The sequence below is a fragment of the Burkholderia arboris genome, assembly GCF_902499125.1.
GTDB lineage: Bacteria > Pseudomonadota > Gammaproteobacteria > Burkholderiales > Burkholderiaceae > Burkholderia > Burkholderia arboris.
Genome location: NZ_CABVPX010000016.1, coordinates 1 through 26,091 on the forward strand (window position 1 = coordinate 1; position 26,091 = coordinate 26,091).

24 protein-coding genes are annotated in these 26,091 nt (G+C 67.4%); 10 read left to right on the forward strand and 14 right to left on the reverse strand.

Going from position 1 to position 26,091, the window contains the following annotated elements:
• The 4 genes from BLA15945_RS19865 to BLA15945_RS19880 form a co-directional block, all read right to left on the reverse strand.
• On the reverse strand, window positions 1-623 hold a 623-nt coding region (locus tag BLA15945_RS19865; RefSeq protein WP_174993203.1), incomplete at its 3' end, for a PqiC family protein.
• On the reverse strand, window positions 620-2,239 hold the full coding sequence (locus BLA15945_RS19870) for a PqiB family protein (RefSeq protein ID WP_059236064.1): 1,620 nt from the start codon (window positions 2,237-2,239) through the stop codon (window positions 620-622). The genes BLA15945_RS19870 and BLA15945_RS19865, both read right to left, overlap by 4 nt.
• On the reverse strand, window positions 2,232-2,861 hold the full coding sequence (locus BLA15945_RS19875; RefSeq protein ID WP_059236062.1) for a paraquat-inducible protein A: 630 nt from the start codon (window positions 2,859-2,861) through the stop codon (window positions 2,232-2,234). Before BLA15945_RS19875 ends, BLA15945_RS19870 begins: the two co-directional genes overlap by 8 nt.
• Window positions 2,858-3,523 carry a paraquat-inducible protein A gene (locus BLA15945_RS19880; protein ID WP_059236060.1) on the reverse strand — a complete coding sequence of 222 codons (666 nt, stop codon included), beginning with the start codon at window positions 3,521-3,523 and terminating at the stop codon, window positions 2,858-2,860. The genes BLA15945_RS19875 and BLA15945_RS19880 overlap by 4 nt, the downstream gene beginning before the upstream one ends.
• Before the next feature lie 258 nt (window positions 3,524-3,781).
• On the opposite strand from BLA15945_RS19880, the gene BLA15945_RS19885 reads away from it, so the two are divergent.
• The 4 genes from BLA15945_RS19885 to BLA15945_RS19900 all read left to right on the forward strand — a co-directional run bounded on the left by BLA15945_RS19885 (window position 3,782) and on the right by BLA15945_RS19900 (window position 7,001).
• The gene (locus BLA15945_RS19885) at window positions 3,782-4,342 is read left to right on the forward strand and encodes a cytochrome b (RefSeq protein ID WP_059236058.1); all 561 of its coding nucleotides are present in this window, start codon (window positions 3,782-3,784) and stop codon (window positions 4,340-4,342) included.
• Between the two features lie 8 nt (window positions 4,343-4,350).
• On the forward strand, window positions 4,351-4,911 hold the full coding sequence (locus tag BLA15945_RS19890) for a YceI family protein (RefSeq protein ID WP_059236904.1): 561 nt from the start codon (window positions 4,351-4,353) through the stop codon (window positions 4,909-4,911).
• Between the two features lie 65 nt (window positions 4,912-4,976).
• Complete coding sequence (locus BLA15945_RS19895; RefSeq protein ID WP_059236056.1) at window positions 4,977-5,558, forward strand: YceI family protein; 582 nt, start codon at window positions 4,977-4,979, stop codon at window positions 5,556-5,558.
• A gap of 165 nt (window positions 5,559-5,723) precedes the next feature.
• On the forward strand, window positions 5,724-7,001 hold the full coding sequence (locus BLA15945_RS19900) for an MFS transporter (RefSeq protein ID WP_059236054.1): 1,278 nt from the start codon (window positions 5,724-5,726) through the stop codon (window positions 6,999-7,001).
• A gap of 12 nt (window positions 7,002-7,013) precedes the next feature.
• Here BLA15945_RS19900 and BLA15945_RS19905 read toward each other — a convergent pair whose 3' ends face one another.
• From BLA15945_RS19905 to queA, 6 genes are all read right to left on the reverse strand, one after another.
• Window positions 7,014-8,564 (reverse strand): S41 family peptidase, encoded by a 1,551-nt coding sequence (locus BLA15945_RS19905; protein ID WP_174993204.1) that lies wholly within the window; start codon window positions 8,562-8,564, stop codon window positions 7,014-7,016.
• Between the two features lie 212 nt (window positions 8,565-8,776).
• On the reverse strand, window positions 8,777-9,727 hold the full coding sequence (gene secF, locus BLA15945_RS19910) for a protein translocase subunit SecF (protein WP_059236052.1): 951 nt from the start codon (window positions 9,725-9,727) through the stop codon (window positions 8,777-8,779).
• A gap of 18 nt (window positions 9,728-9,745) precedes the next feature.
• Window positions 9,746-11,767 carry a protein translocase subunit SecD gene (gene secD, locus BLA15945_RS19915; RefSeq protein WP_059236050.1) on the reverse strand — a complete coding sequence of 674 codons (2,022 nt, stop codon included), beginning with the start codon at window positions 11,765-11,767 and terminating at the stop codon, window positions 9,746-9,748.
• Between the two features lie 106 nt (window positions 11,768-11,873).
• Complete coding sequence (yajC, locus tag BLA15945_RS19920; protein ID WP_048250795.1) at window positions 11,874-12,197, reverse strand: preprotein translocase subunit YajC; 324 nt, start codon at window positions 12,195-12,197, stop codon at window positions 11,874-11,876.
• Between the two features lie 233 nt (window positions 12,198-12,430).
• Complete coding sequence (gene tgt, locus BLA15945_RS19925; RefSeq protein WP_059236048.1) at window positions 12,431-13,618, reverse strand: tRNA guanosine(34) transglycosylase Tgt; 1,188 nt, start codon at window positions 13,616-13,618, stop codon at window positions 12,431-12,433.
• A gap of 102 nt (window positions 13,619-13,720) precedes the next feature.
• On the reverse strand, window positions 13,721-14,788 hold the full coding sequence (gene queA, locus BLA15945_RS19930) for a tRNA preQ1(34) S-adenosylmethionine ribosyltransferase-isomerase QueA (protein WP_059236046.1): 1,068 nt from the start codon (window positions 14,786-14,788) through the stop codon (window positions 13,721-13,723).
• Window positions 14,789-14,955: 167 nt separating this feature from the next.
• Between queA and recG the strand changes: the two genes are divergently transcribed.
• The 4 genes from recG (at window position 14,956) to katG (ending at window position 21,183) form a co-directional block, all read left to right on the forward strand.
• Window positions 14,956-17,268: an ATP-dependent DNA helicase RecG gene (recG, locus tag BLA15945_RS19935; RefSeq protein WP_174993205.1), complete on the forward strand. Its 2,313-nt coding sequence runs from the start codon at window positions 14,956-14,958 to the stop codon at window positions 17,266-17,268.
• 127 nt (window positions 17,269-17,395) lie between these two features.
• Window positions 17,396-18,355 (forward strand): hydrogen peroxide-inducible genes activator, encoded by a 960-nt coding sequence (locus BLA15945_RS19940; protein WP_059236042.1) that lies wholly within the window; start codon window positions 17,396-17,398, stop codon window positions 18,353-18,355.
• A 392-nt stretch (window positions 18,356-18,747) separates the two neighbouring features.
• Window positions 18,748-18,876, forward strand: a complete 129-nt coding sequence (locus BLA15945_RS37870) for a hypothetical protein (protein WP_256085575.1) — start codon at window positions 18,748-18,750, stop codon at window positions 18,874-18,876.
• 120 nt (window positions 18,877-18,996) lie between these two features.
• Window positions 18,997-21,183 carry a catalase/peroxidase HPI gene (gene katG / locus BLA15945_RS19945; protein WP_174993206.1) on the forward strand — a complete coding sequence of 729 codons (2,187 nt, stop codon included), beginning with the start codon at window positions 18,997-18,999 and terminating at the stop codon, window positions 21,181-21,183.
• A gap of 65 nt (window positions 21,184-21,248) precedes the next feature.
• Here the strand turns inward: katG and BLA15945_RS19950 are convergent, their stop codons facing one another.
• Complete coding sequence (locus tag BLA15945_RS19950; protein ID WP_155627176.1) at window positions 21,249-21,497, reverse strand: hypothetical protein; 249 nt, start codon at window positions 21,495-21,497, stop codon at window positions 21,249-21,251.
• A gap of 19 nt (window positions 21,498-21,516) precedes the next feature.
• On the opposite strand from BLA15945_RS19950, the gene BLA15945_RS19955 reads away from it, so the two are divergent.
• Window positions 21,517-22,005 carry a Dps family protein gene (locus BLA15945_RS19955; RefSeq protein ID WP_174993207.1) on the forward strand — a complete coding sequence of 163 codons (489 nt, stop codon included), beginning with the start codon at window positions 21,517-21,519 and terminating at the stop codon, window positions 22,003-22,005.
• Window positions 22,006-22,215: 210 nt separating this feature from the next.
• Window positions 22,216-23,079 carry a 4-hydroxybenzoate octaprenyltransferase gene (gene ubiA / locus BLA15945_RS19960; RefSeq protein ID WP_059236036.1) on the forward strand — a complete coding sequence of 288 codons (864 nt, stop codon included), beginning with the start codon at window positions 22,216-22,218 and terminating at the stop codon, window positions 23,077-23,079.
• A gap of 96 nt (window positions 23,080-23,175) precedes the next feature.
• Here ubiA and proC read toward each other — a convergent pair whose 3' ends face one another.
• The 3 genes from proC to glcF all read right to left on the reverse strand — a co-directional run bounded on the left by proC (window position 23,176) and on the right by glcF (window position 26,084).
• Window positions 23,176-23,988 (reverse strand): pyrroline-5-carboxylate reductase, encoded by an 813-nt coding sequence (proC, locus tag BLA15945_RS19965; protein WP_059236035.1) that lies wholly within the window; start codon window positions 23,986-23,988, stop codon window positions 23,176-23,178.
• Window positions 23,989-24,039: 51 nt separating this feature from the next.
• Entirely contained in the window at window positions 24,040-24,738 is a 699-nt protein-coding gene (locus BLA15945_RS19970; RefSeq protein WP_174993208.1) for a YggS family pyridoxal phosphate-dependent enzyme, read from the reverse strand.
• A gap of 119 nt (window positions 24,739-24,857) precedes the next feature.
• Window positions 24,858-26,084 carry a glycolate oxidase subunit GlcF gene (glcF, locus tag BLA15945_RS19975; protein ID WP_059236033.1) on the reverse strand — a complete coding sequence of 409 codons (1,227 nt, stop codon included), beginning with the start codon at window positions 26,082-26,084 and terminating at the stop codon, window positions 24,858-24,860.
• Window positions 26,085-26,091: the final 7 nt, after the last annotated feature.

Here is a 26,091-nt window from a genome sequence, read left to right on the forward strand (position 1 = left end):
CCGGCCGCGGGCGCCGCGCCGCGGCGGGCGGCCATCGCGCGCACGCCGGCCGCAGCCTGCGTCGCAATCACGTCGAGCGCGCGCCGGTGGCCGGCGACGAGCGCGTCGTAGCCGTCGGCGACCGGTTCCGCGACGCTCGTGCGGCAGGTCATCACGGCCTGCGTGGCAAGCGAGCGCACGCTCCACACCGCGTCGACCGCCGCGCGTTTGCCGGGCCACGACTCGAAGCGCTGCACGTTCACGCTGACGCGGTACACGGGCACGCCGGGCGGGTACGCGGAATTCGCGACGTCGATCGTGCCGAGCTGCGCGGCGAGGTCGTCCGACAGCGCGCGGCGGATCTCGTCGGCGGGCGGCGACGCCCAGCGTTCCTGCTCGAGCACGTCGACCTGCGCGGCGTTCTTCTGCACGACCAGCTGGTTTTTCGCGACCTGTTCGGGCACGCCGACCGATGGCACCTCGATCAGGAACGCCGGGTTGGCCGGCGCGGTGCGCACCGGCGCTGCGGCGTCGGCCGGGCTGAGCGTGTAGAACCGCGCGGGCGGCGAGCTGCACGCGGCGAGCGCGAGTGCGGCGAAGGCCGCCGCCGCGCCGCTCGCGAAACCGTTCACGCGTGTCGTCATTGTTTATCTCCTGGCTTGCCCTTGAGCAGCGATTCGGGGTGGCGCTCGAGGTAGTCGGCGAGCGCGTTCAGCGATTGCAGCGTGCGCGTGAGCTCCTTCAGCGCGCCGCGCACGTCGGACTGCAGCGGCGAATCCTGCTGCAGCGTCGCTTCGGCGGTCGAGAAGGTCTGCTTCGCGGCCGACAGCGTGTCGCGCGCTTCCGGCGCGACCTGCGTGTCGAGCTGCTTGAACAGCTTGTCGGCGTTCGCGAGCGCGCTGTTCAGGTTCGCGCCGATCTGGTCGAACGGCACCTTGTCGAGCTTTTTCGCGATGTCGGCGACCTGCAGCTGCAGCTCGTCGAGCGAATTCGGCACGGTCGGCAGTTCGAGCGGCTGGCGCGTCGTGTCGATCTTCACGGTCGGCGCCTTCGGGAAGAAGTCGAGCGCGACGTACAGCTGGCTCGTCAGCAGGTTGCCGGTGCGCAGCTGGCCGCGCAGCCCGTGCCGGACGAGCCGCTCGACGATCTCGCGGCGGGCCGGTTCGCCCTTGCTCTCGATCGTTTCGCGGAAGCGGCGGCCGAGGCGTTCCGGATACACGTTCATCGTCACCGGCATCAGGAAGTTCTTCGTCTTCGGATCGAAGTCGATGCCGATGTTCGTCACTTCACCGAGCACGATGCCGCGGAAGTCGACCGGCGCGCCGACGGCGAGCCCGCGCAGCGACTGGTTGAAGTTCATCACGACCTGCAGCGGCTGGCCGTCCGGGTCGCGCATCGCGTCGGCCTCGTCGGAGCCGAGGCGGAACGTCGTGTTGTTCGCTGCCGTCGCACCGCTGCCCTGGTTCGGCGGCGTCTGGAACGCGATGCCGCCGAGGATCACCGTCGCGAGCGACTGCGTGTTCAGCTTCAGGCCGCTCGAATCGAGCCGCAGGTCGACGCCGCTCGCCTGCCACCAGCGCGAGTTGATGCCGACATACTGGTCGTACGGCGCATTGACGAACACGTTGAACGTGACGCCCGTGCCGTCCTTGTCGAGCGAGAAGCCGACCACCTGGCCGACCTGCACGCGGCGGTAGTAGACCGGCGAGCCGATGTCGACCGAGCCGAGCGAATCGCCGCGCAGCACGTATTGCGTGCCTTTCTGGTCGCCCGTGACGGCGGGCGGTGTTTCGAGGCCCGTGAAGTCGGTCAGCGTGTCCTGTCCGCGGCCGGCGTCGACGCCGATGTACGCGCCGGACAGCAGCGTGCCGAGCCCCGACACGCCGGTCGCGCCGACGCGCGGCCGCACGATCCAGAAGCGCGAGCCGTTGACCGCGAAGTCCTCGGCTTCCTTTTTCAGCTGCACCTGGACGAGCACGCGCGACAGGTCTTTCGACAGCTTGATCGTCTTGACCATGCCGATCTCGACGTCCTTGTACTTGACCTGGGTCTTGCCGGGCTCGAGCCCTTCGGCGCTGTGGAAGCTGATCGTGATTTCCGGGCCGCGCTCGCGCACGGACTTGATCACGAGGCCGATGCCGATCAGCGCGGCGATCAGCGGCACGAGCCAGACGAGCGACGGCAGCCAGCCGCTTTTCGTCGAGATCGTCGGATCGGGCGGCCGGGGCGCGTCGTGCTGCGGGCCTTGTGGACTATTCATGGTGATTCCCTGAGGTTTCGACTGGATCCCAGATCAGGCGGGGATCGAACTGCATCGACGCGAGCATCGTCAGGATCACGACCGAACCGAACGCGAGCGCGCCGGGGCCGGCCGTGATGATGGCGAGCGAACGGAAATGGACGAGCGCGACGGTCAGCGTCACGACGAAGATGTCGAGCATCGACCAGCGGCCGATGCGCTCGACGATCCGGAACAGACGCGTGCGCTGCAGCGGCCGCCATGCGGCGCGGCGCTGCGCGCTGATCACGAGGATCGACAGCACGCCGAGCTTGAGCATCGGCACGAGGATGCTCGCGACGAACACGACGACGGCGAGCGGCCAGTCGCCGGAGGTCCAGAACAGCACGACGCCGCTCATGATCGTGTCTTCCTGCGAGCCGACGATCGACGACGTGCGCATGATCGGCAGCAGGTTCGCCGGAATGTACAGGATCACGGCCGCGATCAGCAGCGCCCACGTGCGCATCAGGCTGTTCGGCGTCCTGAAATGGAGCGTGGCGCCGCAGCGGGCGCAGTGCGCGTGCGGATGATCGAGCGTCTGCACGAGCCCGCACGTGTGGCAGCTGACATAGCCCTCGCGGGCGGCGGTCGGGATCGTCATCGGCGGGCGGCTTCCGGCAGCGGCGCGGCCGGGTCGGGCTGCCCGGGCGAGCGTCCGGCGCGCAGGTCGTCGGCGATGTCCCACAGCGTACGGGGATCGAACATCAGCACGACGGCGATCATCAGCGTGAGCGCGCCGAATGCGAACAGCGCGGCATCGGGAACGACTCTTGCGAGACTCACCATCTTCACGATCGTGACGAGGATCCCGAGCATGAACACTTCGATCATGCTCCACGGCCGCGCGAGCTCGATCGCGCGCAGCACGAAGTTGAACCCGGGCGGCACGACGCCGCGCCGCATCGGCAGCAGCAGGTACAGCAGCGCGGCCATCTCGACGAGCGGAAACAGCACGGTCGAGCAGAACACCATCACGCCGACGACGGCCATGTCCTGGTGCCACAGCGCGTCGATCGCGCCGATCAGCGTCGTCTGCACGCGGTTGCCGTTCACGTCCATTTCGAGGATCGGGAACGCCTGCGCGATCGTGAACGTGATCAATGCCGCGAGCGCGAGCGCGCAAATCCGCTCGATCTGCGCGGCGCTGTTGCGATACAGGAGCGCGCCGCAGCGCGGACAGCGCGCGACTTCGCGGCCGCTCAGGCGCGGTTTGTGCAACAGTGCGTCGCACTCGTGGCAGGCAATCAGGTCGTTTCGTTGCATGGAAAAGGCAGTTGTGCGACGGCTGGGGGAACGCGTCGACGGGGCCGGAACCCGCGCCAATCTTACCAAAAGGCCTTTTTCGGCGTGTCAAGGATCGCGCGCTTGGTGACCGAGCGGTAACATGACAGGAAACCGTCAGCCGGCTGGCGTGCCTGTCCTCAGAGTCCGCGCGTGTCAAAAGGTTGCGGTAGCATGGCGCCCTTGACAAGCGTCGGATGCATGGCCGGCGCAGCTGTTCGCTGAACTGAGGAATCCAAGATGGTATCGAAATCGCCGCCGGCCGCGCCGGTACGTTATGCGCATACCGCGATCGCGCTGCACTGGCTGATCGCGCTGCTGATCGTCTGCGGCTTCGCGCTCGGCTGGGTGATGACCGACATCCCCGGCTTCACGCCGACGAAGCTGAAGTACTTCTCGTGGCACAAGTGGATCGGCGTGACGGTGTTCGCGCTGGCCGTCATCCGCGTGCTGTGGCGGGCGACGCACGTGCCGCCGCCGCTGCCGGACAATACGCCGGCGTGGCAGCGCGCGGTATCGCACGGCGTGCACATGCTGCTGTACGTGCTGATGATCGTGATCCCCGTGACGGGCTACCTGTACAGCTCGGCATCGAACATTCCGGTCGTCTACCTCGGCATCGTGCCGCTGCCGCGGCTGATCGACCCCGATCCGGTGCTCAAGGAAACCTTCAAGACGCTCCACGTGTCTTTGAATTACATTCTGCTTGCGCTCGTCGCGATGCACGTGCTCGCGGCGCTCAAGCACCAGTTGTTGGACCGCGACGGCCTGCTGTCGCGGATGCTTCCCTCTGCCAAATGAAGGATCTCATGAAAGTGTCTTTCTCCCGCTCCATGCTGACCGCGTTCGCCGCGGCGGCACTTGTCGCGTCGGGCGCGGCGCACGCCGATGTCGATCTCGCGAAGAGCAAGGTGTCTGCCGTGTCGAAGCAGATGAACGTGCCGACCGAAGGCGCGTTCAAGAAGTTTTCCGCGCAAGTGAAGTTCGACCCGGCGAAGGCCGCGCAGGGCACCGCGCAAATGACCATCGACATCGCGAGCTTCGACCTCGGCGACAAGATGTACAACGACCAGGTCGCAGGCAAGGACTGGTTCGACGCGAAGGCGTATCCGCAGGCGACGTTCGTTTCGTCCGCGATCGCGCCGGCCGGCGGCAACAAGTACAACGTGACCGGCAAGCTGACGATCAAGGGCAAGTCCGAGACCGTTACGGTGCCCGTCACGGTTGCGCAAAGCGGCGCGACGCAGACGTTCGACGGCGTGCTGCCGATCAAGCGTTCGGCCTTCAACGTCGGTACCGGCGAGTGGAAGGACACGTCGATCGTCGCCGACGAAGTGCAGATCAAGTTCCATCTCGTCGCCACCAAGTAAGCGGCGGGCTGTCGCCTCACCAGAATGCCGCGCGAGGGCGCGGCGCCGTTCCAAGGAGAAAGAGTTTGAAAAAGCAACTGATCATCGCCGCGGGCGCGCTGGCAGCATCGCTGTCGTTCTCGGCCTTCGCCGAAAGCGTCACGTACCAGTTCGACCCGAGCCACACGTACCCGAGCTTCGAAGCCGACCACATGGGCGGCCTGTCGGTCTGGCGCGGCAAGTTCGACAAGTCGAGCGGCACCGTGACGCTCGACCGTGCGGCGAAGACGGGTACGGTCGACGTGACGACCGACATCGCGTCGATCCACACCGGCAGCGCGAAGCTCGACGAGCACCTGCAGACGGCCGAGTTCTTCGACGCGGCGAAGTTCCCGCAGGCGAACTACAAGGGCGCGATCAAGTTCGACGGCGACAAGCCGGTGTCGGTGGTCGGCAACCTGACGCTGCATGGCGTCACGAAGCCGGTGACGCTGAAGATCGACGGCTTCAAGTGCATGCCGCATCCGATGCTCAAGCGTGAAGTGTGCGGCGTCGACGCCGTCGGCGAATTCGACCGCAGCGACTTCGGCCTCGACTACGGCAAGCAGTACGGCTTCAAGATGAAGACGAAGCTGCTGATCACGGCCGAAGCGCTCAAGCAGCAGTAAGGCCGCCGGCCTGCCGCGAGCAAACCGCCGCGCTCCCGTTTCCGGGAGCGCGGCGGTTTTTTTTGCGCGCCTATAATCGCCCGAGCGTCGCGTGCGGCGCCGGGCAGGCCGACGGCGCGAGCACGGCCGCTTCGAACAGAACGTACAACGACAAGGAGATCGCCGATGCATGCCGTCACGCAGTCCCGTTCCATTGCCTCGTCGCCGCGCGTGTGGCGCGCGGTGGTCGCCGCGTCGATCGGCAACGCGCTCGAGTGGTTCGATCTCGTCGTCTACGGCTTCTTCGCGGTGACGATCGCGAAGCTGTTCTTCCCGGCCGGCAACGACACCGTGTCGCTGCTGCTCACGCTCGGCACGTTCGGCGTGTCGTTCTTCATGCGGCCGCTCGGCGCGATCGTGCTCGGCGCGTATGCCGACCGTGAGGGCCGCAAGGCGGCGCTCACGTTGTCGATCCTGCTGATGATGGCCGGCACGCTGATCATCGCGGTGCTGCCGACCTACGAGACGATCGGCGTCGCCGCGCCGGTGATCCTCGTCGCCGCGCGGCTGATGCAGGGCTTCTCGGCCGGCGGCGAGTTCGGCAGCGCGACGGCGTTTCTCGCAGAACACGTGCCGGGCCGGCGCGGCTTCTTCGCGAGCTGGCAGGTTGCGAGCCAGGGGCTCACGACGCTGCTCGCGGCGGGCTTCGGCACCGTACTGAACGCGCAGCTCTCGGCCGCGCAGATGGCATCGTGGGGCTGGCGCGTGCCGTTCTTCTTCGGGCTGCTGCTCGGGCCCGTCGCGTACTACATCCGCACGAAGGTCGACGAGACGCCCGAATTCCTCGCGGCCGAAGGCACCGCGAACCCGCTGCGCGATACGTTCGCGTCGCACAAGGCGCGCCTGGTTGCCGCGATGGGCGTGGTCGTGCTCGGCACCGTCGCCACCTATCTCGTGCTGTTCATGCCGACCTACGGCGTGAAGCAGCTCGGCCTCGCGCCGTCGGCCGCGTTCGCGGCGATCCTCGTCGTCGGCGTGATCCAGATGGCGTTCGCACCGCTCGTCGGCCACTGGTCGGATCAATACGGCCGCGTGCGCGTGATGATCGCGCCGGCCATCGGCATCCTCGTGCTGATCTATCCGGCGTTCGCGTATCTCGTCGCGCATCCGGGTTTCGGCACGCTGATCGCGCTGCAGGTGCTGCTCGCGTTCCTGATGACCGGCTATTTCGCGGCGCTGCCGGGGCTGTTGTCAGAAGTGTTTCCGGTGCAGACGCGTACGACCGGGATGTCGCTTGCGTATAACGTCGCGGTGACGATTTTCGGCGGGTTCGGGCCGTTCATCATCGCGTGGCTGATCCGCGCGACCGGGATGAAGACCGCGCCGAGCTTCTACCTGATGTTCGCGGCCGTGCTGAGCCTCGCGGCACTGATCGTGCTGCGCAAGCGCTTCGGTTTTCGATAGAACGGCGGCGCGTCAGTTGTCGGCGCGCTCGCAGACCGGCTGCGCCGGCATCAGTTGCGCCGGCGCGTCGATGGTCCGCACCGGGCGCCCCGCGAGCGCGGCGAGCGCCTGTTGAAGCTGCCAGTCGGCGGCCGTGCCGAATGCGCGCTGCGGTAGCGCCGCGCTGTTCGCCGTATCGACCTTTGCGCGCACGCGTTTGTCGCGCAGCTGCTGCCGGGCCTTGCGCACCTGCACGAATGGATCGGGCGCCTGCCGGTCCGCATACGGCGCGCGCGCGAGATCGACTTCCCGATACCACATCAGTACACCGTCGACGTCCGAGTCGCGGCGTGGCGGCACGAGCCAGTCCGGCACGACGCCGTAGCCGTCCATCGGGCAGCCGTTCGGCCGCAGGTTGCGTGCGTACGTGAAATTCAGGCGCGTGCCGTCGATCAGGTCGACGCCCGTCTGCGCGAGCCCCTTCCCGTAGGTCGGCATGCCGAGCAGTTTCGCGCGGCCGAGATCCTTCAGCGCGGCGGCGGTCGCTTCGGCGGCCGACGCGCTCTGTCCGTCGACGAGCACGACGAGCGGCACGGTGCGCCACCAGTCGTCGGCCTGCAGCGGTGCGAGCGGATCCTGCCCGTGCATGACGGGCAGTGCGTAGTCGGGCCAGTTGGTCGTGTAGCGGCGGCGGTGCGTGTCGCCGCGCTCGACCGTCACCATCGCGGTACGGTCGCGTCCCGCGAACAGTGCGGTGATGCCGATCGCCGCATTCAGCGCGCCGCCGCCGTTGATGCGCAGGTCGAGAATCATCCCTTTCACTGGCGGGCCCGCGCGACGCGCGGCCTGTACGGCGTCGATATAGTCGCCGACCGCCGGCTCGGGGAAGCTCGACAGCCGCGTGTACAGGATGTCGCCGTCGAGCCGCTTCGCGATCGCCGGATGCGGCTTGACGATCGCGCGCACGGGCGCGAAGGTCAGCACCGCATGCGTCGGGCCGCGCTGCACCGTGAGCTTCAGCGGCACGCCCGCAGCGCCCTTTGCCAGTTTCACGAGTTCGCCGCTGTCGATGCCGACGACGCTCCTGTCGTTCATCGCGACGACGAGATCGTCGGGCCGTACGCCGGCTTTCTCGGCGGGGGCGTCGGGAATCACGTCGATGATGTGCAGTCCGTCAGGGCGCGTCTCGAACACGATCCCGATGCCCGGCGTGCCGTCGCGCGCACGCTGCTCGTCGTCGCGCCGTTCCTGCTCTTCCTTCGCGTTGAAGAAGCGCGCGTACGGCAGCGTCTTGATCCCGTCATGGGTGGCGGCGTCGAGCAGCGCGCCGATGTCGATGTCGGTCAGGTGCTGCTGCTTCAGCACTTCGACGGCCGCCTTCAGTTCGCAGAGCTGCGGTTCCCAGTCGGGCGGGCAGGGCGATGGCGGCTGGGCGACGGCGGGTGAAGCGGCGACGGGTGAAGCGACGGCGGGTGAAGCGGTGGCGGGCGACGCGGATGCCGGTTGCGCACCGGCGCGAGACGCACACGGCAGCAGCACGGCCGCGACGGTTGCGCAGGCGGCAAGGCGACGAACGACACGCATGGAAGGCATCATCGGGACGGCACGTTCGGACGGGGGGCGACCTGCCTGCCGGCGTGCGGCCGGCAGGCAAACGGGGCAGGGCGGTGACGATTGTAGCCGACGCCTGCGACGGTGCAGGTCGGTTCCGCCGCGCACCGCATCGCGGCGGCCTGCGCATAAAAAAAGCCGGCCCGATGGGCCGGCTTTTCTGCGATGCCGAAACGGCGGGGCGCTTAAACCTGCGCGCCTGCGTTCGGATCGTCCGGATCGTGCGCGGTCTTCTTGTCCTTGATCAGGTCTTCGCGCTTGATGCCGAGCCACATCGCGAGCGAGCCCGCGACGAACACCGACGAGTAGATGCCGAACATGATGCCGACCGTCAGCGCGAGCGCGAAGTAGTGCAGCGTCGGGCCGCCGAAGAAGAACATCGACAGCACCATCATTTCCGTCGACGTGTGCGTGATGATCGTACGCGACATCGTGGTCGTGATCGCGTGGTTGATCACTTCCTGCACGCTCATCTTGCGTTCGCGGCGGAACGTTTCGCGGATCCGGTCGAAGATGACGACCGACTCGTTGACCGAGTAGCCGAGCACCGCGAGGATTGCCGCGAGCACCGCCAGCGAGAACTCCCACTGGAAGAACGCGAAGAAGCCGAGAATGATCACGACGTCGTGCAGGTTGGCGATGATGCCCGCCACCGCGTACTTCCATTCGAAGCGGAACGACAGGTAGATCACGATGCCGATCACCACGCACGCGAGTGCGAGCAGACCGTCGGTCGCGAGCTCGCGGCCGACCTGCGGGCCGACGAACTCGACGCGTTGCAGCGTGACGTCCGGATTCTGGGCCTTCAGCGCGCCCATCACCTGGTCGCTCTGCTGCGCGGACGTGAGGCCTTCCTTCAGCTGCAGGCGGATCAGCACGTTGCGCGACGTGCCGAAGTTCTGCACCTGCGCGTCGGCGTAGCCGAGCTTGCCGAGCGTTGCGCGCACGGGTTCAAGCTCCGCGGCCTGCTGGTACTGCACCTCGATCACCGTACCGCCGGTGAATTCGACGGACAGGTGCAGCCCGCGGTGGAACAGGAAGAACACGGCGGCGAGGAACGTGACCAGCGAGATCACGTTGAACACCAGCGCGTGCCGCATGAACGGAATGTCTTTACGGATGCGGAAAAATTCCATGGTCTCGTCTCCGGGGCCTTATTGGGTCGAGCCCGGTTTCTTCGGCGACACGCCTTGCTGCGCGCGGTTGCGCAGCTGCGGCTTGCCGGCGCGCGGCGCGTTGCCCTTCGCCGGGGCGGCGAGCTTCGCGGCGCGTGCGGTGTCGGTCGATTCGTCCGCGTCGGTGAACGACGCGGTGGCGGCGGCGCCTTCCGGCTTCCACACCTGGCCGATCGCGAGCGACTTCAGCTTCTTGCGGCCGCCGTACCAGAGGTTGACGATCCCGCGCGAGAAGAACACCGCGGAGAACATCGACGTCAGGATACCGAGGCAGTGCACGATCGCGAACGCGCGAACCGGGCCCGAGCCGAACGCGAGCAGCGCGAGGCCGGCGATCAGCGTCGTGACGTTCGAGTCGAGAATCGTCGCCCACGCATGTGCGTAGCCGGCCTGGATCGCGAGCTGCGGCGGCTGGCCGGCGCGCAGTTCTTCACGCACGCGCTCGTTGATCAGCACGTTCGAGTCGATCGCCATACCGAGCGCGAGTGCGATTGCCGCGATACCGGGCAGCGTCAGCGTCGCCTGCATCAGCGACAGCACGGCGACGAGCAGCAGCAGGTTCACCGACAGGCCGATCACCGAGACCACGCCGAACAGCATGTAGTACGCGATCATGAACACGGCGATCGCGCAGAAGCCCCAGATCACCGAGTGGACGCCCATCTTGATGTTGTCGGCGCCGAGGCTCGGGCCGATCGTGCGTTCCTCGATGATGTCCATCGGTGCGGCGAGCGAACCGGCGCGCAGCAGCAGCGCGAGGTCGGCCGCGGCCTGCGGCGTCGGCTGGCCCGTGATCTGGAAGCGGTCGCCGAGTTCGGACTGGATCGTCGCGACCGTCAGCACTTCGCCCTTGCCCTTCTCGAACAGCACCATCGCCATCGGCTTGCCGATGTTGTCGCGCGACACCGTGCGCACCGCGCGGCCACCGGCCGAGTCGAGGCGGATGTTGACCGACGGGCGCTGGTGTTCGTCGAAGCCGGCCGATGCATCGATGATGCGGTCACCGGTGAAGATCACGTCCTTCTTCAGCAGCACGGGCGCCTGGATGCCCTGCGTGAACAGCTCCTCGCCCGGCGGAACGGGGTCGTTCGGGTTCGGGTGCGTGTTGATCGGATCGGCGAGGCGTGCCTCGAGCGTCGCGGTGCGGCCGATGATGTCCTTCGCCTTCGCGGTGTCCTGCACGCCCGGCAGTTCGACGACGATGCGGTCGCTGCCTTGCTGCTGCAGGATCGGCTCGGACACGCCGAGTTCGTTCACGCGGTTGTGGAGCGTCGTCAGGTTCTGCTTGAGCGCTGCGTCCTCGACGGACTTCTGCACGGCCGGCGTGAACGTGCCGACGACCTGCGTGCCGCCGCCGCCGGGCTGGGTCGCCCACTGCAGTTCGGTGATCGACGCGGCGAGCACCTTGCGGGCGTCTTCCGCCGTTTGCGCATCGCTGAAGTTGACGACCACGGACTGGTCGACGCGGCTCACGCCGCCGTCACGGATGTTCTTGTCGCGCAGCAGCGAGCGCGCGTCGGAAGCGTCGGAGTCGAGCTTCTTCGTGAGCGCGCCCGTCATGTCGACCTGGAGCAGGAAGTGCACCCCGCCGCGCAGGTCGAGGCCGAGATACATCGGCAGCGCGTGCAGGGCCGTCAGCCAGCGCGGCGACGCGCTCTGCAGGTTCAGTGCGACGACGTACTGCGGATCGTTCGGGTCGGCATTCAGCGACTTCTGCAGCAGGTCCTTGACGCGCAGCTGCGTATCGGTGTCCTTCAGGCGCACGCGGATGTTCGCGTTGGTCGCCGTATTCTCGAAGGTGACGTCGTCCGGCGTGATCTGCGCGGACGCGAGCGCCGATTCGACCTGGGTCAGCGTGGTCGAGTCGAGCTTGACCGTGGCCTTGCCGCTCGACACCTGCACCGCCGGCGCTTCGCCGAAGAAGTTGGGCAATGTGTACAGAAGGCCGATGGCGAGCGCCACGACCATCACGACATATTTCCAGAGTGGATAACGATTCATGAGGGGGCCGAACGGGTGGTTGGCGTGAAAGCGTCGCGTCCGGCGCCGCGGCGGCCCGCTCTCTCAGGCGGGCACGGCGCGGGGAGCCGGACGCTCGGTGAAGGGCTTACAGCGACTTGATCGTGCCCTTCGGCAGAATGGTCGTGACCGCAGCCTTCTGCACGGTGATTTCAGTGCCTTCGGCGATTTCGACGCCGATGTAGCCTTCGGTAACCTTCGTCACCTTGCCGACGAGGCCGCCGCTCGTGACGACTTCGTCGCCCTTGGCCATGGCCGACAGCATGTTGCGGTGTTCCTTCTGGCGCTTCATCTGCGGACGGATCATGATGAAGTAGAGCACCGCGAACATCAGGATGAGCGGCAGGAAGCTCATCAGGCTCGATTCGGCGCCACCGGCACCTTGCGCGAAGGCATTGGAAATGAACGGCACGTTGGTCTCTCCGTAGGGGAAGATCGAAAAATAAGCCGGTTATTCTACCACCGGCCCCATGCGCAAACGGATCGGCAAATGCGCTTTCGGATCAAGCTGTTAAAGCGCGAACCGATACCGTTGCGACTTGTTTGGAAAGGCAATTGTAATATTTGACGGTCACGCCTGGCGATTTGAACGCGTCAATTTGTACACGGCCTATGTGACCGGGCGCGGTGCGGCCCGCCGGCCGGTCAGTCGACCCCTCTTGCACGATCCTCCGCGAAGCGCTGGCGGAACGCGTCGAACGTGTGCGTTTCGATCGCCTCGCGGATCTCGCTCATCAGCTGCAGGTAGTAGTGCAGGTTGTGGATCGTGTTGAGCTGCGCGCCGAGGATTTCGCCGACGCGGTGCAGGTGATGCAGGTAGCCGCGCGAGAAGTTCTGGCACGTGTAGCACGTGCAGCTCGCGTCGAGCGGCTTCAGCGAGTTCTTGTGCGTCGCGTTGCGAATCTTCACGTCGCCGAAGCGCGTGAACAGCCAGCCGTTGCGCGCGTTGCGGGTCGGCATCACGCAGTCGAACATGTCGACGCCGTTCGCGACGCCCTCGACCAGGTCCTCCGGCGTGCCGACGCCCATCAGGTAGTGCGGCTTGTTGGCCGGCAGCTTCGGGCCCACGTGCCGCAGCACGCGCATCATGTCTTCCTTCGGCTCGCCGACCGACAGCCCGCCGATCGCGAGGCCGTGGAAGCCGAGTTCCGCGAGGCCCGCGAGCGATTCGTCGCGCAGGTCCTCGAACATCCCGCCCTGGACGATCCCGAACAGCGCGTTCGGGTTGCCGAGCCGGTCGAACTCGTCGAGCGAGCGCTTCGCCCAGCGCAGCGACATGCGCATCGAGTCGGCCGCTTCCTTGTGCGTGGTCGGCACGCCGTTGGTCGCGTACGGCGTGCACTCGTCGAACTGCATCACGACGTCGGAGTTCAGCACCTTCTGGATCTGCATCGACACTTCCGGCGACAGGAACAGCTTGTCGCCGTTGATCGGCGACGCGAACGTGACGCCGTCCTCGGTGATCTTGCGCAGATCGCCGAGCGAGAACACCTGGAAGCCGCCCGAGTCGGTCAGGATCGGCTTGTTCCAGCCCATGAAGCCGTGCAGGCCGCCGTGCGCGTCGATCGTGTCGAGGCCCGGGCGCAGCCACAGGTGGAACGTGTTGCCGAGGATGATCTGGGCCTTGATCTCGTGCAGCTCGCGCGGCTGGATCGCCTTCACGGTGCCGTACGTGCCGACCGGCATGAAGATCGGCGTCTCGACCACGCCGTGGTTGAGCTTCACGCGGCCGCGGCGCGCGTGGCCGTCGGTCGTCAGCAGTTCGAATTCGAGCCCGCCCGCCGGGCGGTCTTGCACGGGCGCGTGCGTATCGTGGGATGAACCTTCGGTCATCGCGTCATTCTCCTTGCTACCGAAGAACAGTTCGGCGCATGTTGGAAACGCCGCCGGGTATCCGGCGGCGGTGAAAAAAACGGGTGCGCGGCGGCGCGACGCTTACGCGTGCGGCGCCTCCGGCGTGTCGCGCCGCGTGAGCAGCATCGCGTCGCCGTAGCTGAAGAAACGGTAGCGTTCGTCGATCGCGTGCCGGTAGGCGGCGCGGATCGTCTCGACGCCCGCGAACGCGGACACCAGCATCAGCAGCGTCGACTTCGGCAGGTGGAAGTTCGTGACGAGCCGGTCGACCACGCGGAACCGGTAGCCGGGCGTGATGAAGATGTCGGTCTCGGCCTGCGTCGCCGCAAGCGGGCGGCCCGCTTCGTCGGCCGAGCGCGCGGCGGCTTCGAGCGCGCGCATCGACGTCGTGCCGACCGCGATCACGTTGCCGCCGCGTGCGCGGGTTGCGGCGATCCGGTCGACCAGCGACTGTGGCAGGTCGTACCACTCGCTGTGCATCTTGTGCTCGGCGATGTTGTCGACGCGCACCGGCTGGAACGTGCCGGCGCCGACGTGCAGCGTCAGCGTCGCGCGCTCGACGCCCATCGCGTCGAGCCGGTCGAGCAGCGGCTGGTCGAAGTGCAGCCCGGCCGTCGGTGCGGCGACCGCGCCCGGGTTGCTCGCATAGACGGTCTGGTAGCGCGTTTCGTCGGTCGCGTCGGGATCGTGCTCGATATACGGCGGCAGCGGCAGGCGGCCGAACTGCTCGATCAGGTCGAGGCACGGCGCCGGGAAGTGCAGCGTGAAGAACGGCTCGACGCGCTCGCCGACCGTCACGTCGAATGCGTCGGCGAGGCGCAGCGTCGTGCCGGCGCCCGGCGACTTGCTCGCGCGGATTTGCGCGAGCGCCGTGTGCGTGCCCGTCACGCGCTCGATCAGCACCTCGATCTTGCCGCCGCTGGCCTTCTGGCCGAAGAAGCGCGCCTTCAGCACCTTGGTATCGTTGAAGACGAGCAGGTCGCCGGGCGCGATGCACGACGGCAGCTCGGTGAAATGACGGTCGACGAGGCGTGCGGGCTCGACGCCGCGGTCGACCTCGAGCAGGCGGCTCGCGGTGCGATCGGGCAGCGCGGTTTGTGCAATCAGCTCGGGCGGCAGATTGAAATCGAAATCGGAAAGCGTGAACATGCGGGCTGGTTCGAAGCGGCCGGCGGGCGTCGCCGGCAGGGCGGAAACGCGTAATTGGGGCGCGCGAGCCGCTATGATGGCGGGATGCGCGGCCTGGCCGGCGTCGTTCGTTCGGACGACGTGAAAGCCGCTATTGTACTTGCCTTGCGAAGCACCCAGACGATCCGATGCCTGTGTCACCACGCCGTTCCCCCGCCGCCGTAGCCGATTCCGCCGATCCGTTCGACGCGGACGATACCGCATCGTCCGCACCGCCCGCGTCGGGCACTGGTGCGCGCCGTGCCGGCCCGAAGCGCGGCGCCGACGGGCGGCTCGCGCAGCCGGCCGCCGCCGCGCCCGATGCCGAAGGCGCCGCGGCGGGCGACGAAGCGGGCGCGGCGGGCGCGAAACGCAAGAAGAAGGCGGCCGCCGACAAGCCGGTGAAGACCGTCGACAAGCTCGCGAAGCTCGGCCTCACGCGTTCGATCGATCTCGTGCTGCATCTGCCGATGCGCTACGAGGACGAAACCACGCTCACGCCGATCGGCGAGCTGCTGCCGGGCGGCATCGCGCAGGCCGAAGGCGTGGTGTTCGACAACGAGGTCGCGTTCCGGCCGCGCCGCCAGCTCGTCGTGAAAATCCAGGACGACGACGGCGAGCATCTCGTGCTGCGCTTCCTGAATTTCTACGGGTCGCAGGTCAAGCAGATGGCCGTCGGCCAGCGGCTGCGGGTGCGCGGCGACGTGCGCGGCGGCTTCTTCGGGATGGAGATGGTGCATCCGGCCGTGCGTGTCGTCGAAGCCGATGCGCCGCTGCCGCAGGTGCTCACGCCCGTCTACCCGAGCACGGCCGGCGTGTCGCAGGCGTATCTGCGCAAGGCGATCGAGAACGCGGTCGAGCGCACGCCGCTGCCGGAGCTGTTGCCGCCGGAGATCGAGCGCGACTACCTGCGGCCGCTCGACGTGCCGACGCTCGAGCAGGCGGTACGCATCCTGCACCACCCGCGCGTCGATTCCGACGAAGCCGCGCTGATGGACGGCTCGCATCCGGCGTGGACGCGCATCAAGTTCGAGGAGCTGCTCGCGCAGCAGCTGTCGCTCAAGCGGGCGCACGAGGAGCGCCGCACGCGCGCCGCGCCCGCGATGCCGCGCCGCACCGCGAGCGATGCCGAGGCGCTGACGACGCGGCTCTATGCGGCGCTGCCGTTCACGCTGACGGGCGCGCAGGCGCGCGTCGTCGACGAGATCGCGCACGACCTCACGCTCGCCCATCCGATGCAGCGCCTGCTGCAGGGCGACGTCGGTAGCGGCAAGACGGTCGTCGCGGCACTGGCGGCCACGCAGGCGATCGACGCCGGCTACCAGGCCGCGCTGATGGCGCCCACCGAAATCCTCGCGGAACAGCACGCGCGCAAGCTGCGCGCGTGGCTCGAGCCGCTCGGCGTCACGGTCGCATGGCTCGCGGGCAGCCTGAAGGCGAAGGAGAAGCGCGCGGCGATCGAGGCGGCGGCGCTCGGCACCGCGCAACTCGTGATCGGCACGCACGCGATCATCCAGGATACGGTCGAATTCGCGCGGCTCGGCCTCGTGATCGTCGACGAACAGCACCGATTCGGCGTCGAGCAGCGTCTCGCGCTGCGCGCGAAGGCCGCGAACGCGGCCAACGGCGCGCGCGACTTCCAGCCACACCAGCTGATGATGTCGGCCACGCCGATCCCGCGCACGCTCGCGATGACGTATTACGCGGATCTCGAGGTCTCGACGATCGACGAGCTGCCGCCGGGCCGCACGCCCGTGCTGACGCGCCTCGTCGGCGATGCGCGGCGCGAGGAGGTGATCGCCCGCGTGCGCGAGGCCGCGCTGACCGGACGTCAGGTGTACTGGGTGTGCCCGCTGATCGAGGAGAGCGAGACCTTGCAGTTGCAGACGGCCGTCGAGACCTACGAGACGCTGGTCGCCGCACTCCCCGAGCTGAAGGTCGGGCTCGTGCATGGCCGGCTGTCGACGACCGACAAGGCGGCCGTGATGGAGGCGTTCACGCGCAACGACGTGCAGCTGCTGGTCGCGACGACCGTGATCGAAGTCGGCGTCGACGTGCCGAACGCGTCGCTGATGGTGATCGAGCATGCGGAGCGTTTCGGCCTCGCGCAGTTGCATCAGCTGCGCGGCCGCGTCGGGCGCGGCACCGCGGCGTCGGTGTGCGTGCTGCTGTACACGGGGCCGCTGTCGCTGACCGGCCGCGAGCGGCTGAAGACGATGCGCGAGACGACCGACGGTTTCGAAATCGCGCGGCGCGACCTCGAAATCCGCGGTCCCGGCGAGTTCCTCGGCGCACGCCAGTCGGGCGCGGCGATGCTGCGCTTCGCGAACCTCGAGACCGACGGCTGGCTGATCGACCCGGCCCGCGACGCCGCGACGCGGCTGATTGCCGCGTATCCCGAGGTCGTCACGCAGCATCTCGCACGCTGGCTCGGCGCGCGGGAGCAGTACCTGAAGGCCTGATTTACCGGCTTGGGGCCGGATCAAAATGCCACCCATCGACGCATCGCGATGCAGAGAAACTTGGCGAACCGGTGCCAGAGGGTGTATAAATTAAACCTATCGCCTGTATATCTCTGATTGACCCACAATGACGCTGACTGAATTGAAATACATCGTCGCGGTCGCACGCGAACGGCATTTCGGCCGTGCGGCCGAAGCCTGCTTCGTGAGCCAGCCGACGCTGTCGGTGGCGATCAAGAAGCTCGAAGACGAGCTCAACGTGCAGATTTTCGAGCGCGGCGCGAGCGAAGTGAGCGTGACGCCGATCGGCGACCAGATCGTCACGCAGGCGCAGCGCGTGCTCGAGCAGACCTTCGCGATCAAGGAGATCGCGAAGCAGGGCAAGGATCCGCTGGTCGGCCCGTTCCGCCTCGGCGTGATCTACACGATCGGGCCGTACCTGCTGCCGACGCTTGTCAAGCAAATGATCCAGCGTGTCCCGCAGATGCCGCTGATGCTGCAGGAGAACTACACGCTGAAGCTGCTCGAACTGCTGAAGCAGGGCGAGATCGACGCCGCGATCATGGCACTGCCGTTCCCGGAAACCGGCCTGATGGTGCGGCCGCTGTACGACGAGCCGTTCGTCGTCGCGCTGCCGGCCGGCCATCCGTGGGAGAAGCGCGAGGAAATCGACGCCGAGGACCTGAAGCAGGAAACCATGCTGCTGCTCGGCAACGGTCACTGCTTCCGCGATCACGTGCTCGGCGTGTGCCCGGAGCTGATGCGCTTCTCGCAGACGGCCGACGGCATCCAGAAGACCTTCGAGGGCTCGTCGCTCGAAACCATTCGCCACATGGTCGCGAGCGGTGTCGGCATCACCGTGCTGCCGCGGATGTCGGTCACCGAGGTCGGCCCGCGCGCGAACGGCCCCGATGCCGAGCTGCTGTCGTACGTGCCGTTCAACGAACCGGTGCCCGACCGCCGCGTGGTGCTCGTGTGGCGCAAGAGCTTCACGCGGATGCCTGCGATCGACGCGATCAGCGACGCGATTTCCGCGTGCGAGCTGCCGGGCGTCGCGAAGCTCGACATGCCGGCCACGATGAACTGACGCACCCGCCATGCGTGCGTGGCAGCATGATGAACGGGGTCCTGCGACCCCGTTTATTTTTCGCTATTACATAGATGAAATTTATCAATTTCAAATAATCGATAGATGTAAATAGAATTCATTACAGAGATTGGCGACACGCCGACGCGCGATCCGCACGTTGGATGCAAGCGTCAAAGGAGGATGTCATGATGCGGTCGGTATTGCAGCACGCGCAGCGGAACATCCCGTCGCGCAATGCGGTCGTACATCGCGCCAGGGCCGCGGTTCGCAGCCTGCGCCCGATTGCGTTCGCGTACCTGGCGGACCGTGTGTATGGCGGATGAGTGCCGCCGCGCGCCGGTTCTGTGTGCCCCCGATTTCCCTGCCGTCACGCCATGAGGGAGCATTGCATGTCCGAAAGCTGGAACACCCCACGCATCGCCGGCACGACGACGGCCGGCAGCCGCTTCCCCGAGCGCCCCGCCTGCGGCGCGTCGCAGCGGGAACGCGTGCCGAACGCCGCGCACGACATCCCGTAGTACGACAGGAGGATCTACCTGTTCTGTTTCCCATCCCTGCAATGACACTCCACGAACCGCGCCCGGCATGCCGCCGGAGCGAACCGGTGGAGGCATACGAGCAAGCCAAGGAGAAAACGCATGTCGAACGAAACGAAGTGCCCGTTCAATCACACCGCAGGCAGCGGCACGACGAACAAGGACTGGTGGCCGAATCAGCTGAACCTGAACATCCTGCATCGGCATTCGGCGCTGTCCGATCCGATGGACAAGGATTTCGACTACGCAGAGGCGTTCAAGAAGCTGGACCTCGCGGCGGTGAAGCAGGACCTGCACGCGCTGATGACGACGTCGCAGGACTGGTGGCCGGCCGACTTCGGCCATTACGGCGGCCTGTTCATCCGGATGGCATGGCATAGCGCCGGCACCTACCGCACGGCCGACGGCCGCGGCGGCGCGGGCGGCGGGCAGCAGCGCTTCGCGCCGCTCAACAGCTGGCCGGACAACGTGAGCCTCGACAAGGCACGCCGGCTGCTGTGGCCGATCAAGCAGAAGTACGGCCGCAACATCTCGTGGGCCGACCTGCTGATCCTGACCGGCAACGTCGCACTCGAATCGATGGGCTTCAAGACCTTCGGCTACGCCGGCGGCCGCGTCGACACGTGGGAGCCGGACGACGTGTACTGGGGTTCGGAAAAGATCTGGCTGGAACTGAGCGGCGGCCCGAACAGCCGCTACTCGGGCAAGCGTGACCTCGAAAGCCCGCTCGCCGCGGTGCAGATGGGCCTCATCTACGTGAACCCGGAAGGCCCGGACGGCAACCCCGACCCGGTCGCTGCCGCGCACGACATCCGTGAGACGTTCGCGCGGATGGCGATGAACGACGAAGAGACGGTTGCACTGATCGCGGGCGGCCACACGTTCGGCAAGACGCACGGCGCCGGTCCGGCGTCGAACGTCGGCGCCGAGCCGGAAGCCGCGGGCCTGGAAGAGCAGGGCCTCGGCTGGAAGAGCACGTTCGGTACGGGCAAGGGCAAGGATGCGATCACGAGCGGCCTCGAAGTCACGTGGACGTCGACGCCGACGCAGTGGAGCAACGACTTCTTCAAGCACCTGTTCAGCTATGAGTGGGAGCTGACGAAGAGCCCGGCCGGCGCGCACCAGTGGGTCGCGAAGGACGCCGGCGACGTGATCCCGGATGCGTTCGACGCGTCGAAGAAGCATCGCCCGACGATGCTGACGACCGACCTGTCGCTGCGCTTCGACCCGGCCTACGAAAAGATCTCGCGCCGCTTCTACGAGAATCCGGCCGAGTTCGCCGACGCGTTCGCACGCGCGTGGTTCAAGCTCACGCACCGCGACATGGGGCCGCGTGCCCGCTATCTCGGTACGGAAGTGCCGGCGGAACATCTGCTGTGGCAAGACCCGATCCCGGCCGTCGATCACAAGCTGATCGACGACGCGGACGTCGCGGCGCTGAAGGCGAAGGTGCTGGCAGCGGGCCTGTCGGTGTCGCAGCTCGTGTCGACCGCCTGGGCGTCGGCAGCGACGTTCCGCGGTTCGGACAAGCGCGGCGGCGCGAACGGTGCGCGCATTCGCCTCGCCCCGCAGAAGGACTGGGAAGTGAACCGTCCGGCTGAACTCGCGAAGGTGCTCGCGACGCTCGAAGGCGTGCAGAAGGCGTTCAACGACGCGCAGACGGGCGGCAAGAAGGTGTCGCTCGCCGACCTGATCGTGCTGGCCGGCGCGGCCGGCGTCGAGCAGGCGGCGAAGAACGCGGGCGTGGCGGTGACGGTGCCGTTCGCACCGGGCCGCGCGGATGCGACGCAGGAAGAGACCGACGTCGAGGCAATGGCCGTGCTCGAGCCGCTCGCCGACGGTTTCCGCAACTTCCTGAAGCACGCGTACAAGACGCCGGCCGAGGCGCTGCTGGTCGACAAGGCGCAGCTGCTGACGCTGAGCGCGCCGGAGATGACGGTGCTCGTCGGTGGGCTGCGTGTGCTCGGCGCGAATGCGGGCGACGCGAAGCACGGCGTGTTCACCGATCGTCCGGAAGCGCTGACGAACGACTTCTTCGTGAACCTGCTCGACATGGGCACGGAATGGAAGCCGGCGTCGGCCGCGAACGACGTGTTCGAAGGGCGCGATCGCGCGACGGGCAAGGTCAAGTGGACGGGCACGCGTGTCGACCTGATCTTCGGCTCGCATGCGCAACTGCGTGCGCTGGCCGAGGTGTACGGCAGCGCGGATGCGAAGGAGAAGTTCGCACGCGACTTCGTCGCCGCCTGGAACAAGGTGATGAACCTCGACCGCTTCGACCTCGCATGAGCGCCGCCGTGCAGTAGCACGGTGAGGCAGTAACGGGAAACGGCCGGTCGTCCGACCGGCCGTTTCTACTGGATCACGGATTTCGTTGAAGGAGTGACGATCATGTCGCAAATGATATTGAACATGCGCGCCGCACTGGCGGCGCCGAAGGTGCGGGCGCCGGCCGAGATCGCGCGGTACGTCGTCGGATTCGCGATTGTCATCGGCGGTGTGGCCGAACTGGTGTCACAAGCGCTGCACGCGATCGCGGCCGCCTGAGCGCGGCGCGGCATCGACAGCAGGTAGCCCGATTCGCTTTCATTGCCCTGGGTCATTGAATCAGGAGTCCGGAACATGCCGGGAATGACTCGTGCCGCGCCGATCAACATCGGCATCGGCGACAAGGGCCGCAAGAAGATCCCGGACGGCCTGTCGGGGCTGCTCGCCGATACGTTCTCGCTGTACCTGAGGACCCACAATTTCCACTGGAACGTCACGGGCCCGATGTTCAACACGCTGCACCTGATGTTCGAGGCGCAGTACAACGCACTGCGGCTCGCGGTCGATTCGGTCGCCGAGCGCATTCGCACGCTCGGCGTCGTTGCGCCGGGCACGTTCGCCGATTTCGCGAAACTGTCGTCGGTGCCGCAAGCGAAGGGCATGCCGGCCGCCGAGGAGATGATCCGCCAGCTCGTCGAAGGGCACGAGACGGTCGTGCGCACCGCACGCGACAGCTTCCCGATCGCCGACGCGGCGAGCGACGAGCCGACTGCTGACCTGCTGACGCAGCGCCTGCAGACGCATGAAAAGACCGCGTGGAGGCTGCTGTCGCTGCTCGCGTAAGCACGGCACGGCCGCGAACGGCTGCCTTTCGGTCCGATCCGCCGAGATGTCGAACCTGTCCCTTGATTGATGCGCACGACGGCACAGCCGCCTGCAGCGGGCCCGGGCGGCGTATGCCCGCCCGCCGGCAGCCGGCTGCGGGCTGCCCCGACATGACGCGAAGCGCCGCTCGGCTCTAAAATGCCGGGGTTATCTTCCCGGTGCTTCGCCATGCTTGCCCGCTTTCCCCTGTATCTGCGGCTCGTCCGGATGGACAAGCCGATCGGCAGCCTGCTGCTGCTGTGGCCGACGCTCAACGCGCTGTGGATCGCGTCGGACGGCCACCCGCGCTGGCCGCTGCTCGTGATCTTCACGCTCGGCACGCTGCTGATGCGCTCGGCCGGCTGCGCGATGAACGACTACGCCGACCGCGATTTCGACCGTCACGTGAAGCGCACGGCCGACCGGCCGCTGACGTCGGGCAAGATCCGCGCATGGGAGGCCGTCGCGATCGCGGTCGGGCTGTCGTTCATCGCATTCCTGCTGATCCTGCCGCTGAACACGCTGACGAAGGAGCTGTCTGTCGTCGCGCTGTTCGTCGCGGGCTCGTATCCGTTCATGAAGCGCTTCTTCGCGATTCCGCAGGCGTATCTCGGCATCGCGTTCGGCTTCGGGATCCCGATGGCGTTCGCGGCCGTGCAGGACACGGTACCGGTGATCGCGTGGATCATGCTGATCGCGAACATCTTCTGGTCGGTCGCGTACGACACCGAGTACGCAATGGTCGATCGCGACGACGACATCAAGATCGGCATCCGTACGTCCGCACTGACGTTCGGCCGCTTCGACGTCGCGGCCGTGATGGCGTGCTACGCGGTGACGCTCGGTATCTACGTGTGGGTCGGCGTGACGCTCGGCTTCGGTCTCGTGTACTGGGCCGGCTGGGCCGCCGCGGCCGGCTGCGCGCTGTATCACTACACGCTGATCAAGGACCGTGAGCGGATGCCGTGCTTCGCGGCGTTCCGGCACAACAACTGGCTCGGCGGCGTGCTGTTCGCGGGGATCGCCGCGCATTACCTGCTGGCGGGTAACTGAACGAAGCCGCGCGCCCGGCGCGCTGCCAATAAAAAAGCGGCCTGATGGCCGCTTTTTTTACGTCGCGTGCCGGAGACCCGGCGGGCGCGACCGTGCTTACGCGCGGCCGAGTTCGTCGCCCATTTCCTTCGCACGCGCTTCGGCCGCGAGCGCGCCGCGCACGATCGCTTCCTTCACGCCTTGCGCGTCGAACGCCGCGAGCGCAGCGGCCGTCGTGCCACCCTTCGACGTCACGCGCTCGCGCAGCACGCTCGCCGGCTCGCCCGATTGCGCGGCCAGTTGCGCGGCGCCCGTGAACGTCGCGACCGCGAGCGCGCGACCTTGCTCGTCGTTCATGCCGAGGCGGCGCGCAGCTTCCTGCAGTGCTTCGATGAAATAGAACACGTACGCGGGGCCGCTGCCCGAAATGGCCGTGACGGCGTCGAGCTGCGATTCGTCGTCGAACCACACGATCTCGCCGACCGCGCCGAGCACGTTCGATGCGAGTTCGCGGCCCGCCGCGTCGACGCCCGGCAGCGCGGCGAGGCCCGTCACGCCCATGCCGACCAGCGCAGGCGTGTTCGGCATCGTGCGCACGACGCGCGCGTAGTCGCCGAGCCAGCGCGCGAGATCCGTGCCGCGGATGCCCGCCGCGATGCTGATCACGAGCTGCGACGTCAGGTGCGGCGCGAGCGCCTGTGCGACGTCCTTCAGCACCTGCGGCTTCACCGCGAGCACGATCGCGTCGTACCCGGCGAGCGTCGCGTCGGTGGCCGCGCCGGTGCGCACGCCGAATTGCTGCGCGGCGCGCGCGCGGACGTCTTCGTTGACGTCGATGGCATACAGGCCGTCAGCGGCGACGCCGCGCTTGATCAGGCCGCCGATCAGGGCCGCGGCCATGTTGCCGCCGCCGATGAATGCGATTTTCATGATGTCCGAATGAGCAGGTGAGTGAACGGAAAGGCGGAAATGGCGCGGCGCTCAGTGCGAATAATCGCGCGCGCCGAAGATCGCGGTGCCGACGCGCACGATCGTCGCGCCTTCGAGCACGGCCGCGTCGAGATCGGCGGACATGCCCATCGACAGCGTGTCGAGCGGCAGGCCGTCGGCGCGCAACGTGTCGAACAGCGCGCGCAGCGCACGATGCGGCACGCGTTGTGCATCGGTATCGCCGGCCGGTTCGGGAATCGCCATCAGGCCGCGCAGCCGCAGCGACGGCAGCGCGGCAACCGCGCGCGCGACCTCGGCCACGTCGGCCGGCGCGACGCCGCTCTTCGACGCCTCGCCGCTGATGTTCACCTGCACGCACACGTTGAGCGGCGGCAGGTGGGCGGGGCGCTGTTCCGACAGGCGCTGCGCGATCTTCAGCCGGTCGACCGAATGGACCCAGTCGAAGCGCTCGGCGACGGGGCGCGTCTTGTTCGATTGCAGCGGCCCGATGAAATGCCATTCGAGGCTTGCGCGCAGGTCGGCGAGCGCGTCGATCTTGTCGATCGATTCCTGCACGTAGTTTTCACCGAACGCGCGTTGTCCGGCTTCATGCGCGGCGCGCACGTCGTCGGCGGGGAACGTCTTCGACACGGCGAGCAGCGAGATGGTGGCGGGATCGCGGCCGGCCGCGCGGGCGGCGTCGGCAATGCGGCGATGAACGGAGTCGAGACGGGCGGCAAGATCGGACATGACGGGCACGAAAGCAGGCACGGAAGCGGGCATGAAGCCGATGCGCCGCGACACGCGGCGCATCGATCCGCTCATTATACGGACGCCGCGCACACGCCCGTCATTGGCGGGAGCAGGGCTCAGCCGTACAGCAAATGCTCGACCAGCTGGACCCAGTGGGCGACCGGAATCTGCGTGCCGCTCTGCAGGTGTGCGATGCAGCCGATGTTGCCGGACACGATCATCTGCGGTTCGAGCGCCTGCAGCTTCAGCAGCTTCTGCTTGCGCAACCGGTACGACAGCGACGGCTGCGTCAGCGAATAGGTGCCGGCCGAGCCGCAGCACAGATGGCTGTCGGCCGGCAGCCGCACGTCGATGCCGAGCGTCTCGAGCAGCCGTTCGACCTTGCCGCGCGACTGCTGGCCGTGCTGCAGCGTGCACGGCGGGTGGTACGCGACCGTATGAATCGCGCGGCGCCGCGCGAGCGTCGCGAGTTCCGCCTCGAACGCGAGCAGCACGTCGGAGATGTCGCGCGTCAGCGACACGATGCGCTGCGCCTTTTCCGCGTAGGCCGGATCGTCGCGCAGCAGATGTGCATATTCGAGCACCGTCGCGCCGCAGCCCGACGCATTCATCACGATTGCCTCGGCGCCCTGTTCGACGTGCGGCCACCACGCGTCGATGTTGCGGCGCGCGTCGTCGAGCGCTTCGTCGTGATAGTTCAGGTGCAGGCGGATCGCGCCGCAGCAGCCCGCGTCGGGCGCGACGACCGTCTCGATGCCGAGCGCGTCGAGCACGCGCGCGGTCGCGATGTTGATGTTGGGCAGCATCGACGGCTGCACGCAGCCGCCGAGCATCAGCATCTTGCGCGTATGCGTGCGGTGCGGCCATTCGAGCAGCCGCGTGCGCGGCGGCACCTTGTCGCGCAGCCGCTTCGGCAACAGCGGCCGCACGTGCTGGCCGAGCCGCATCACCGGCGAGAACAGCGCGGCGTTCGGCACGAGGCTCGCGAGCACGCGGCGCATCAGGCGTTGCTGCACGGGGCGCTGCACCTGTGCTTCGACGTGCTTGCGGCCGATCTCGACGAGCCGGCCGTACTGGACGCCGGACGGGCAGGTCGTCTCGCAGCTGCGGCACGTGAGGCAGCGGTCGAGGTGCTGCTGCGTGCTGCGCGTGACGGGCGCCCCTTCGACCATCTGCTTGATCAGGTAGATGCGGCCGCGCGGGCCGTCGAGTTCGTCGCCGAGGAGCTGGTAGGTCGGGCAGGTCGCGGTGCAGAACCCGCAGTGCACGCACTTGCGCAGGATCGCGTCGGCCTCGTCGCCGTCGGGCGTGTTGCGGATGAAATCGGCGAGGTTCGTTTGCATCGATCCC